This window comes from Pseudomonas sp. PDM01, assembly GCF_014852325.1.
In the GTDB taxonomy this organism is placed as follows: Bacteria; Pseudomonadota; Gammaproteobacteria; order Pseudomonadales; family Pseudomonadaceae; genus Aquipseudomonas; species Aquipseudomonas migulae.
In genome coordinates this window covers 511,610-523,530 of sequence record NZ_JACVBK010000003.1, presented here as the reverse complement: position 1 = coordinate 523,530, position 11,921 = coordinate 511,610, and the positions used below count along the sequence as shown (strand labels likewise).

Below are 11,921 nucleotides of genomic sequence, written 5' to 3'. Positions count from 1 at the left end.
CTCAGGCCTCGCTGCTCATCACCATGAACAGCACCAGCGCCGCCACGGGGATACTGAACACGATGCTGCCGACCACCAGCTCCGTGGTCACGGACTGGCCGGCGGTGACCACACCGATGGCGCCGTTGATCATCGTCAGGGCCAGCCACAACACGATGAAGCTGTAGGTCAGCGTCTGGCGGCTGAAGCCGATGTTCTCGCCGATGAACAGCATCAGCGCCAGGAGGACCAGGCCGAAGGTGATGATGATCGTGGTGTGCATGATGCGTTCCTCCCTTCAGAAGTGTGTTGCGTTTGAGGCCCTCATCGCTGGCAAGCCAGCTCCTACAGTGGACCGCGTCGTTCACAGAACCCTTGTAGGAGCTGGCTTGCCAGCGATGGCGTCAATCCTGCCTACATAGCAGCTTAAACCAACCCGCCATTCACCCGCAGAATCTGTCCATTGACCCACGCCGAATTTGGGCCGACCAGGAAAGACACGACGCGCGAGATGTCTTCCGGCTGCCCCAAGCGTTCCAGCGGCGGCATCTTGGCGAAGGTCTGGATTTGCTCTTCACTCTTGCCGTGCAAAAACAAATCGGTCGCCACCGGGCCAGGCGCAACGGCGTTGACGGTGATGTTGCGACCGCGCATTTCCTTGGCGAACACCTGAGTCAGGGACTCCACCGCGGCTTTGCTGGCGATGTACACGGCGTAACCCGGCAGGTTCATGCCGACGGTGCTGCTGGAGAAATTGACGATCCGGCCACCGCTGTTCAAACGGGTCGCCGCTTCACGCAACGTATTGAAAGTACCGCGAGCGTGAATGTTGAAGTTCTGGTCGAACAGTTCGTCCGTGTGCTGCGCCAGCGGCATCACTTTGAGAATGCCGGCGTTGTTGATCAGCACATCGACTTTGCCCAATTGCGTTTCGGTTTCATCGAACATCCGGCGTACATCGTCGGCATTGGCCACGTCAGCCTTGATCGCTATGGCTTGATGGCCGGCCTGACGCAGTTCAACGACCAGCTTTGAGGCTTCTGTGGCGCTGCTGGCGTAGTTGATGGCGACGGCGAAACCTTCGCTGGCCAGTTGTTTGGCGATCACGGCGCCGATGCCGCGGGAGGCGCCGGTCACGATGGCAACTTTCGAAGTTTGAGTAGTCATGGCGGTGAATCCTTTGTAGGTGTCCGTTTGGGGTGAAGCCAGACTCACATGTTTACTCAGGCTGATAAATGCACCAGAGTTGCCTTGACTGTTCAATAATCGCCAACAATCAAAGGTCGGGAACGCCATGGATCAAGTCAAAGCGATGAAGGTGTTCGTGCGGATCTACGAGCGCAGCAGCTTCACCCTGGCCGCCGAAGACCTGAACCTGCCACGGGCAACCCTGACCCACACGCTGAACCAGTTCGAAGCGTGGCTCGGTACGCGTTTACTGGAGCGCAGCACGCGTAAGGTGCGTCCTACGCTGGACGGCGAGGCGTACTACTTGCGTTGTGTGCAATTGCTGGCGGAACTGGAAGAAGCTGAACTGGCTTTTCGCAGCGTCGCGCCGAAGGGGCGATTGCGGGTGGATTTGCACGGCACGCTGGCCAAGAGTTTTGTCATCCCCGCCTTGCCGCAATTCATGGAGCGCTATCCGGACATCGAACTGTCCATCAGCGAGGCCGACCGCTTTGTCGACCTGATCGCCGAAGGCGTTGACTGTGTGCTGCGGGCCGGCACCCTCGGCGACTCGGCGCTGATCGGCAAACGTGTCGCCAACCTGCGCCAGATCACCTGCGCCAGCCCGGCTTACCTGCGCAAATTCGGCGAGCCAAAATCCCTCGAGGACCTGAAACATCATCGCGCGGTGAACTACGTCTCGCGCACCACGGCGAAGTTGTTCCCGTTCGAATTCATGGTCGATGGCGAGTTGCAGGAAGTCGCCATCGAGGGCGCGATCTCGGTGTTCGGCGCAGAAATCTACGCCGCCTCGGCCATTGCCGGACTGGGCTTGATCCAGTGCCCGCATTACCGAATGGAAACGCAGATCGCCCAGGGCCTGGTGCAGGAAGTCCTGATCGACACGCCGCCACCGCCGATGCCGGTTTCAGTGTTGTATCCGCACAACCGACACATGTCGCCACGGGTTCGGGTGTTTGTGGATTGGTTGGGTGAGGTGTTCGCGGGGGCGCGTTAGCCCTCGAATCGAAAATATGTGAAACGTTTCAGCATTTCCTCAAGTCCGAGGTTTATCGACGTTTGTCTGGGCGTATGCTGGGCAACTTGCGAAGCAGTCGATACCAACTTCAAGACAGACAAGAGAGGATTCGATGACCTACACCGCTGCCGAAAACCGCTACGACTCCATCCCTTACCGCCGCGTCGGTCGTAGCGGTCTGGTGTTGCCGGCGTTGTCCCTGGGGCTGTGGCACAACTTCGGCGACAGCACGCCGATCGACACCCAGCGCTCGTTGCTGCGCACGGCGTTCGATCTGGGGATCAACCACTTCGACCTCGCCAATAACTATGGCCCGCCGTATGGCAGCGCCGAGACCAACTTCGGGCGTTTGCTGCGTGAAGACTTCAAGCAGTATCGCGACGAGCTGATCATCTCGAGCAAGGCGGGTTGGGACATGTGGCCCGGTCCTTATGGGCAGGGCGGTGGTTCGCGTAAATACGTGCTGGCCAGCCTTGATCAGAGCCTGCAGCGTCTGGGCCTGGAATACGTGGATATTTTCTACTCCCACCGTTTCGACCCGGACACGCCGCTGGAAGAAACCGCCAGCGCGCTGGCCACGGCGGTGCAGCAGGGCAAGGCGCTGTACATCGGCATCTCGTCGTATTCCGGGGTGAAAACCCGTGAGATGGCGGCGCTGTTGCAAGAGTGGAAAGTGCCGTTGCTGATTCACCAGCCGGCCTACAACCTGCTTAATCGCTGGGTGGAAAAGGATCTGCTGGATGTCACCGACGAGCTCGGTACCGGCGTGATTGCGTTCACGCCGTTGGCGCAGGGCCTGTTGACCGACAAATACCTCAATGGCATTCCGAAGGATGCGCGGGTCAATCGTCCGGGCGGCGGTTCGTTGCAGTCCTCGCACCTGTCGGAGGCCAACATCGCCCATGTGCGTGGGCTCAATGAGATTGCCAAGCGTCGCGGCCAGAGCCTGGCGCAACTGGCGTTGGCCTGGACGCTGCGCGACCCTCGGGTGACTTCGGCGCTGATCGGTGCGAGCCGGCCGGAGCAGATTATCGAGAACGTCGGGGCGTTGAAGAATCTGAGCTTCAGTGCGGAAGAGCTGGCGGAGATTGACCGGTTTGCCCAAGAGGGCGGGATCAATCTTTGGGAGAAACCTTCGACGGCTGAATGAGTGTTCGGCGCCGGGTTATCTGGCGTCTGTCAGTCCGATATCGCGAGCAGGCTCGCTCCCACAGGGGTTGGGGGTTGACCACAATATTTGTGGTCGACCGATCACTTTGTGGGAGCGAGCCTGCTCGCGATAGGGCCGGGGCAGGCAACAAAGAAGTCAGGAACTCACCGAAAAAACGGCACATCCCCCAACACCGTAGCCCGCTGCATCACCCGCCGCGCCGGCCGGTAGTCATCCACCGCGTAATGCTGCGTCACGCGGTTGTCCCAGAACGCGATGTCGTCCTGCTGCCAGCGCCAGCGAATGGTGAATTCCGGCCGCGTGGAATGGGCGAACAGAAACTTCAGAATCGCCTCGCTCTCCGTCTCCGACAGCTCATTGATCTTCGACGTAAACCCTTCACTGACGAACAACGAACGGCGCCCGCTCACCGGGTGCGTGCGAATGACCGGGTGCGACAGCGGTGGATTTTTCCGGCGAGCCTCTTCCCACTGAGCCAATGCTTCAGGCGTGTTGCCATAGCGTTCCAACGGAAACGAACGGGTGAAATCGTGCGTCGCCGTCAGCCCTTCCAGCAGACTTTTCATCGGTGTGGACAGCGCCTCATAAGCCGCAATGCCGCTGGCCCACAACGTGTCGCCGCCAAACTCCGGCAACAGTTTTGCGCTGAGCACCGCGCCCATCGCCGGGGTCGGCAGGAAGGTCACGTCGGTGTGCCAGATCGCGTTGTCGCGCACGTCGGTGACGGCGGTGTCGAGGATCAGCACTTCCGGCTGTTCGGGCACATTCGGGTAGATCGGGTGAATGTGCAGGTCGCCGAAGTTGGCGGCGAAACGCGCCTGTTGCTGCGGCGTGATCGGCTGGTCGCGGAAGAACAAAACCTGATGCTTGAGCAGTGCCTGCTCGATGGCATCGCGCTGTTCCAGGTTCAATGGCTGACTGATGTCGATGCCGCTGATTTGCGCGCCGAGGGCGGAGCTGAGGGGGACGATTGTCAGGTTGCTCATGGTGGTTCTCTACTGAATTCGGGGTACCGACTGTGAGCGAGACCGGCTTGCCGGCGAAAGCGGTGTGTCAGTTACAGCAATTTCGCATGGCACACCGCATCGCGAGCAGGCTCGCTCCCACATGGGAAATTGTTAGTGAGCCTGGCCGTGCCACGGCACCAGTTTGCGTTGCAGCGCACGCAAGCCCATCTCCATGGCGAAGGCGATCAGCGCAATCACCAGAATCCCCAGCACCACCACATCGGTGACCAGGAATTGTGCGGCCGACTGCACCATGAAGCCCAGGCCGCTGGTGGCGGCGATCAGTTCGGCGGCGACCAGCGTTGACCAGCCCACGCCCAGACCGATGCGCACGCCCGTCAAGATGTCCGGCAACGCACTCGGCAAAATCACATGGCGAATCAACTGCGCCCGGGTCGCGCCCAATGACTGCGCGGCGCGCAATTTGGCCGGGTCGACGGTGCGCACGCCAGTCGCGGTGGCGATGGCGATCGGGGCGAAAATCGCCAGGTAAATCAGCAGGACTTTCGACAGTTCACCAATGCCGCACCAGATGACAATCAACGGCAGATAGGCGAGCGGTGGAATCGGGCGGTAGAACTCGATCAGCGGATCGAGAATGCCGCGCGCAATGCGGTTGTGACCGATGGCGATGCCGACCGGCACGGCGGTCAGCACGGCAAAACCAAGGCCCAGACCGATGCGGCTGAGGCTCGCGCCCAAGTGCTGCCACAACGTCGAATCCATGTAGCCGGTGGTCACCAGCAACCAGCCTTTTTGCAGCACGGCGGACGGTGGCGGCAGGAACAGCGGTTCGATCATTCCTGTGGCGGTAACGGCCCACCACAGGGCAACCAGCGCGACCAGGGTCAGCACGCTGATCCAGCGAGTACTGAGGCTGCGCCGAACAGGAATCACCGTCGAACCCGGTTTCACCGTCACGACCGGAATTTCATAGCTGCTCATGCGCGCTCCTGCCGCGTGGCGGCGCTGCGTTGGGAGAACACTTTGGCGAGTACGTGTTCGCGGGTTTCGATAAAGCGCGGGTCGGATTTGATCGCCCGTGCGGACTCGCCGGCGGCGTAACGCTGACCGAAATCCAGGCTCAGGCGCTCGACGATTTGCCCGGGGTTTGGCGCCAGCAGAATCAGGTCCGTGGCGAGAAACACCGCTTCTTCAATATCGTGGGTAATCAGGAATACGGGTTTGGCGGTGCGCTGCCAGACTTGCAGCAGCAGCTCCTGCATCTGTTCGCGGGTGAAGGCGTCGAGGGCGCCGAAAGGTTCGTCCATCAGCAGTACGCGAGGGTCGGCGGCGAGAGCACGGGCCAGGCCGACACGCTGTTTCTGGCCACCGGACAGTTGCCAGATTCGCCGATTTTCGAAACCGGAAAGGTCCACCAGTGCAAGCATTTCCCGAGCGCGGATTTCTCGTTTGTCCCGGGAGACACCGGCCAGTTCCAGACCGAAACCGACGTTGGCCAGCACGTCTTGCCAAGGCAGCAGCGCGTCGTCCTGAAACACCACGCCGCGTTCGGCGCTCGGGCCTTTGACCGGCACGCCATCGAGGGTGATGCGCCCGGCGCTGGGCTCGACGAAACCGGCAATCAGGTTCAACAGCGAAGTCTTGCCACTGCCGGACGGGCCGAGGGCCACCAGCAATTGCTGGGGCCCAAGGCTCAAGGAAATATCCGCCAATACCGGTTCCGGGCTGCCGGGGTACTGTGCGCTGATGCGCTCCAGCTGTAGCAAGGCCATCGCAATTAACTCCCGATCAGTTGGTGATGAACTTGGCGCTGACGTACGGCGCGTAGTCCGGCAGCACGGCCTCGACCTTGCCTTGTTCTTTCAGGAACACGGCGGTGTCGGTGATGGCTTTGGTGGTCGGCGCGCCGAGGGTGATCACCTGATCAGCCGCCAGCGGATAGACGTTGCCTTGCAGCAGCAGCGGAATGTCGCTGGCCTTGGCACCGGACAGCTTCACCAGCTTGTCGACGTTGGATTGATTGGCGAGCCAGGCTTTAGGGTCTTTGCGGTAATCGGCGTAGGCGTCGAGGGTGACTTTGGCGAACGCGGTGACGATTTCCGGGTGCTTCTCGGCGAAGTCTTTACGCACGATCCAGGCATCGAACGTTGGTGCGCCGAATTTGGCCAGTTCGCCGGAGGTGATCAGCACTTTGCCGTTTTCCTTGGCCACACCGAGCGCTGGGTCCCACACGTAGGTGGCGTCGATGTCACCGCGTTTCCATGCGGCGATGATGGCTGGCGGGGCGAGGTTGAGCACGGTGACTTTCGAAGGGTCGATGTTCCAGTGCTTCAACGCGGCGAGCAGGCTGTAGTGGCCGGTGGAAACGAACGGCACGGCGATTTTCTTGCCGATCAGGTCTTGCGGCGTCTTGATCCCGGAGCCGTCGCGGGCAACCAAGGCTTCAGCGGCACCGATCTGGGTGGCGATGAGGAAGGTTTCAACCGGGACTTTGCGGGTGATTGCAGCCGTCAGAGGGCTAGAACCGAGGTAGCCGATCTGCACGTCGCCGGAAGCGATGGCGGCGATGATGTCGGCACCGTTGTCGAATTTGCGCCAGTCGATCTTGGCGTTGGTGGCTTTTTCGTAGGCGCCGTCGGCCTGGGCGACTTTCGCCGGGTCCACGGTGGTCTGGTAGGCGACCGTCACGTCAGCCGCCTGGGCAAAGAAACTCGCCGCAGCCAAAGACGCGGCCGCCAGGAGGCGAAGAGGGAAATGCAGTTTCATTGGGAAGCTCCTTTTCAGGCGGACCGAGAGTCGGCGTGAAAAAGAGACTAAATGATATAAGAATCCGAAAATAAATAACTTTTTCGAATGAGCTTATGAGCGGAAAATTCTAAGCAAGACCGCGGCGCAGCCTTCGCGGGCAAGCCTCGCTCCTACAGGTTGGGGGTCGAGTCACAACTGGGTGACCGACACAAAACTGTAGGAGCGAGGCTTGCCCGCGAAAAGATTCGAAGGACCTTCAGAGGTTAGTTGCTGATTGCCAGAATGCTCGCCTGATACGAGCCGACAAACACATCGAAATCGCCGACTTCGTTCTGCTCCAGCTCCACTTGCTCCGCCAGCGAGGAGCGTGCGCGCTCTTCAAACGTTGCCTGGTCTTCGCTGCTCAAAGGCTCGCTGCGGAAATATTCCGCATGAGCCTGGCTCTGGCGCAGGGAGAACTGGCTGAAGCTTTCCTTGTGTTCGGCCATTGCCGCCAGCACCTGGGCCGATGGCGTCAGGGACGAATCCTTGACCTTTGCCAGTTGCGCGTCCAATGCCTTGCTGTGCGCATCGCCGCCATGGCTCTGATCCAGCAACGCCGCCAGTGGTGCAATCTTCTCCAGCAACTCGCCCGCCCATTCTTTCAGGTCAACCGGTTGACCGTCGCGTTGCAGTTGCAGGCCCGGACGGCGACCTTCCTTGACCACGCTGAGGAAATTCGATGTCGCGTTGCCGCACGAATTACTGGTCAACAGCGGGCTGTCGTTCAGCGCGCAATACAGCAGGAACGCATCCAGGAACCGCGACTCGGTGAGGTCGATACCCATCGGCAGGAACGGGTTGATGTCCAGGCAACGCACTTCGACGTACTGAATGCCACGGGCTACCAGCGCCTGGATCGGCCGTTCGCCGGTGTAGGTCACGCGTTTCGGGCGGATGTTGGAGTAGTACTCGTTTTCGATCTGCAGGATGTTGGTGTTGAGCTGAACCCACTCACCGTCCTGGTGCGTGCCGATTTCGACATACGGCGCATACGGTGTGGCCACCGCTTTGCGCAGGCTGTCGGTGTAGCTCGACAGATCGTTGTAGCACGGCGTCAGGCCGGCCTGGGCGTTGCTCTGGTAACCCAGATCGCTCATGCGCAGGCTGGTGGCGTACGGCAGGTACAAGGTGTCCGGGTCCAGCTGTTCCAACTGATGCGTGCGACCGCGCAGGAAACCGGCGTCCAGCGCTGGCGAAGCACCGAACAGGTACATCAGCAGCCAGCTGTAGCGGCGGAAGTTACGGATCAGCGCGATGTAGGCCGACGACTGATAGTCTCGGTCAGTACCGACAAAACCTTCCGCCTGCTTGAGCAGCGGCCAGAGCTTCTCCGGCAGGGAGAAGTTGTAGTGAATCCCGGCGATGCACTGCATGGTCTTGCCGTAGCGCAGGGCCAGGCCCTTGCGGTAGACATACTTGAGCTTGCCGATGTTGGAGGTGCCGTAATAGGCGATCGGAATATCTTCCTCGGCCGGCAACGGGCACGGCATCGATGGACTCCACAGGTACTCGTTGCCGAGCTTGCTGTAGGCAAAACGGTGAATCCTGTCCAGGCTCGCCAGGGTCTCGGCCGGGTCGGGCAGGGCGGGCGTGATGAACTCCAGCAGCGACTCGGAATAGTCGGTGGTGATTTGTTCGTTGGTCAGCGCGGAACCCAATTCTTCCGGGTGCGGCGTTTGCGCCAGGCGACCTTCGCCGGTCACGCGCAGGCATTCACGTTCGATGCCGTGAAGGCACTGTTCGAGCAGAGAGAGGTTAGCGCGCTCGCCGAGCAGAGCCAGGCGGCGGTTGAGAAGTTCGCTCAAGTTGGATTCCTTCACGCGTCAGTCGCCCCAATATGGGGGTGGGCAGGACGGTCTACAAGGGTGAAGTTGAAACTGGCGTTTTCGCCTGGTTTTTGCAACCGCGCAAGCCATGCCGGTCAGTAAAGAACTGCACAATCCCTGTGGGAGCGAGACCGGCTTGCCGGCGATGGCGGATTGTCAGGCGACTCATATGTTGACTGACACATCGCCATCGCGAGCAAGCCGGTCTCGCTCCCACAGGTTTCGTTGCGCTGAAATTAACTCAAAATGATGGCATTCATCTACAGGACAGCGAACGTGCCTTGTGCTTTTGCGACGAGTTTGTCGCCCTGCATCACGTCGGCTTCGACCACCAGCGTGCGGCGGCCCGGGTGGATCACCCGCGCCGTGCACATCACCTCACCGTCGGAAACGGCGCGGATGTAGTTGATCTTGCACTCGATGGTCGCGCTCTGCTGGTCAAAGCCGTGGGTGCTGGAACAGGCCAGCCCCATGGCAATGTCCACCAGGCTGAACAGGGCCCCGCCGTGCAACTTGCCGCCGCGATTGCGCAGTTCGGGTTCCAGCGCCAGGGCGACTTGCGCCACCCCGGTTTCCAGGCTGTGCAAGCGACAGCCCAGCAGCTTGAAAAACGCGCTTTCGGTCAGCCCGGCCGGGATCTCCATCAGCGTTTCTTCAACTGCTTGGCGTTAGCGAACAGCGAAGCCATGGCGTTGTTGGATGGGGCCGCCGCCGTGGTTTCCTTGCGCGGTGCAGTGTTCTGGGACTGGCGCGGTGCCGACCCCGGACGCGCACCACGGGCACCGTCGATTTTCTCGCCCGGAGTGTCGCTCATGCGCATCGACAGGCCGACGCGTTTGCGCGGGATATCGACTTCCATGACCTTCACTTTCACCACGTCACCGGCCTTCACCGCTTCACGCGGGTCCTTGATGAACTTCTCCGAAAGCGCAGAGATGTGCACCAAACCGTCCTGATGCACGCCGATATCGACGAACGCACCGAAGTTGGTCACGTTGGTCACGACGCCTTCGAGGATCATGCCCAGTTGCAGGTCCTTGAGGTCTTCGACGCCTTCCTGGAACTCGGCGGTCTTGAACTCAGGACGCGGGTCGCGGCCAGGTTTTTCCAGCTCTTGCAGGATGTCGGTGACCGTCGGCAGACCGAAGGTTTCGTCGGTGTACTTCTTCGGATCAAGACGCTTGAGGAAGCTCGCGTCGCCGATCAGCGAGCGAATATCCCGATCGGTTTCAGCAGCGATGCGTTGCACCAGCGGATAGGCTTCCGGGTGAACCGCAGACGAATCCAGCGGGTTGTCGCCGTTCATCACGCGTAGGAAACCGGCGGCCTGTTCGAAGGTTTTTTCACCCAGACGCGCCACTTTCTTCAACGCTGCGCGAGTTTTGAACGCACCGTGCTCGTCACGGTGGCTGACGATGTTCTGCGCCAGGGTCGCGTTGAGGCCGGAGATACGGGCCAGCAGCGCCACGGAAGCGGTGTTCACGTCCACGCCCACGGCGTTCACGCAGTCCTCGACCACAGCGTCCAGGCCGCGCGCCAGTTTCAGCTGCGACACGTCGTGCTGGTACTGGCCGACACCGATGGATTTCGGATCGATTTTAACCAGCTCGGCCAGCGGATCCTGCAAGCGACGGGCGATGGACACCGCGCCACGGATCGACACGTCGAGGTCCGGGAATTCCTTCGAAGCCAGTTCCGACGCCGAGTAAACCGATGCGCCGGCCTCGGAGACCATGACTTTGGTCATCTTCATGGCTGGGTATTTTTTGATCAGTTCAGCGGCGAGCTTGTCGGTTTCGCGGCTGGCGGTACCGTTGCCGATGGCGATCAGGTCCACCGAGTGCTTGGCGCACAGGGCGGCGAGAATCGCCAGGGTCTGGTCCCACTTGTTGTGCGGCACGTGCGGGTAAACCGTGGCGTGGTCCAGCAGCTTGCCGGTGGCATCGACCACGGCAACCTTGCAACCGGTGCGCAGGCCCGGGTCGAGGCCCAGGGTGGCACGCGGGCCAGCCGGAGCCGACAGCAGCAGGTCGTGCAGGTTGTGTGCGAACACGTTGATCGCTTCGGTTTCCGCGCCATCGCGCAGCTCGCCCAGCAAGTCGGTTTCGAGGTGGGTGTAGAGCTTGACCTTCCAGGTCCAGCGCACCACTTCGCCCAGCCATTTGTCGGCGGCGCGGTTCTGGTTCTGGATGCCGAACTGTTGACCGATCATGCCTTCGCACGGGTGCATGGTGCCCGGCAGTTCGTCGCCGACTTTCAGCGCGGAGCTGAGAATGCCTTCGTTGCGGCCACGGAAAATCGCCAGCGCGCGGTGCGACGGCATGCTTTTCAGCGGCTCGTCGTGTTCGAAATAGTCGCGGAACTTGGCGCCTTCCTCTTCCTTGCCGGCGATCACGCGGGCACTGAGAGTGGCTTCTTGCTTCAAGTAGTTGCGCAGTTTGTCCAGCAGGCCGGCGTCTTCGGCGAAGCGCTCCATGAGGATGTACTTGGCGCCTTCGAGGGCCGCCTTCACATCGGCCACGCCTTTTTCGGCGTTGATGAAGCGTGCGGCTTCAGTGTCCGGGGTCAGCGAGGGATCGTTGAACAGACCGTCGGCCAGCTCGCCGAGGCCGGCTTCCAGGGCGATCTGGCCCTTGGTGCGGCGCTTCTGCTTGTACGGCAGGTACAAGTCTTCGAGGCGGGTCTTGGTGTCGGCGAGCTTGATGTCGCGTTCGAGTTGCGGGGTCAGCTTGCCTTGCTCTTCGATGCTGGCGAGGATGCTGATGCGCCGTTCGTCGAGTTCTCGCAGGTAGCGCAGACGCTCTTCCAGATGACGCAACTGGATGTCATCGAGGCTGCCGGTCACTTCTTTCCGGTAACGGGCGATGAAGGGAACGGTAGAGCCTTCATCGAGTAGCGCGACGGCCGCTTCGACCTGTTGTGGGCGTACGCCGAGTTCCTCGGCGATGCGGCTGTTGATGCTGTCCATAAAACCACCT

General features: G+C 61.0%; 11 protein-coding genes. 2 read left to right on the top strand and 9 right to left on the bottom strand.

Features of this window, described 5'->3' with window-relative positions; translation table 11 throughout:
* Window position 1: 1 nt before the first annotated feature.
* Both IB246_RS10265 and IB246_RS10260 read right to left on the bottom strand, forming a co-directional pair.
* The gene (locus tag IB246_RS10265; protein ID WP_008032471.1) at window positions 2–262 is read right to left on the bottom strand and encodes a hypothetical protein; all 261 of its coding nucleotides are present in this window, start codon (window positions 260–262) and stop codon (window positions 2–4) included.
* A gap of 143 nt (window positions 263–405) precedes the next feature.
* Window positions 406–1,146, bottom strand: a complete 741-nt coding sequence (locus tag IB246_RS10260) for an SDR family oxidoreductase (protein ID WP_008040165.1) — start codon at window positions 1,144–1,146, stop codon at window positions 406–408.
* A 127-nt stretch (window positions 1,147–1,273) separates the two neighbouring features.
* Here IB246_RS10260 and IB246_RS10255 point away from each other — a divergent pair, with 127 nt between their 5' ends.
* Both IB246_RS10255 and mgrA read left to right on the top strand, forming a co-directional pair.
* Window positions 1,274–2,164, top strand: coding sequence for a LysR family transcriptional regulator (locus tag IB246_RS10255; protein ID WP_008040163.1), 891 nt, complete (start codon window positions 1,274–1,276; stop codon window positions 2,162–2,164).
* Between the two features lie 133 nt (window positions 2,165–2,297).
* Window positions 2,298–3,335, top strand: coding sequence for an L-glyceraldehyde 3-phosphate reductase (gene mgrA, locus IB246_RS10250; RefSeq protein WP_008040162.1), 1,038 nt, complete (start codon window positions 2,298–2,300; stop codon window positions 3,333–3,335).
* A 164-nt stretch (window positions 3,336–3,499) separates the two neighbouring features.
* On the opposite strand, the gene tauD is transcribed toward mgrA, so the two are convergent.
* The 7 genes from tauD to IB246_RS10215 form a co-directional block, all read right to left on the bottom strand.
* Window positions 3,500–4,342: a taurine dioxygenase gene (gene tauD, locus IB246_RS10245; RefSeq protein ID WP_008040161.1), complete on the bottom strand. Its 843-nt coding sequence runs from the start codon at window positions 4,340–4,342 to the stop codon at window positions 3,500–3,502.
* Between the two features lie 132 nt (window positions 4,343–4,474).
* Window positions 4,475–5,308: a taurine ABC transporter permease TauC gene (gene tauC / locus IB246_RS10240; protein WP_008040160.1), complete on the bottom strand. Its 834-nt coding sequence runs from the start codon at window positions 5,306–5,308 to the stop codon at window positions 4,475–4,477.
* Complete coding sequence (tauB, locus tag IB246_RS10235; RefSeq protein ID WP_008040159.1) at window positions 5,305–6,099, bottom strand: taurine ABC transporter ATP-binding subunit; 795 nt, start codon at window positions 6,097–6,099, stop codon at window positions 5,305–5,307. The genes tauC and tauB overlap by 4 nt, the downstream gene beginning before the upstream one ends.
* 16 nt (window positions 6,100–6,115) lie before the next feature.
* The gene (gene tauA / locus IB246_RS10230) at window positions 6,116–7,093 is read right to left on the bottom strand and encodes a taurine ABC transporter substrate-binding protein (protein ID WP_008032265.1); all 978 of its coding nucleotides are present in this window, start codon (window positions 7,091–7,093) and stop codon (window positions 6,116–6,118) included.
* Window positions 7,094–7,338: 245 nt separating this feature from the next.
* On the bottom strand, window positions 7,339–8,922 hold the full coding sequence (gene gshA, locus IB246_RS10225; protein WP_008040158.1) for a glutamate--cysteine ligase: 1,584 nt from the start codon (window positions 8,920–8,922) through the stop codon (window positions 7,339–7,341).
* Between the two features lie 281 nt (window positions 8,923–9,203).
* Window positions 9,204–9,587 (bottom strand): PaaI family thioesterase, encoded by a 384-nt coding sequence (locus tag IB246_RS10220; RefSeq protein ID WP_008019061.1) that lies wholly within the window; start codon window positions 9,585–9,587, stop codon window positions 9,204–9,206.
* Window positions 9,587–11,911, bottom strand: coding sequence for a Tex family protein (locus IB246_RS10215; RefSeq protein ID WP_008040150.1), 2,325 nt, complete (start codon window positions 11,909–11,911; stop codon window positions 9,587–9,589). The genes IB246_RS10220 and IB246_RS10215 overlap by 1 nt, the downstream gene beginning before the upstream one ends.
* Window positions 11,912–11,921 lie beyond the last annotated feature (10 nt).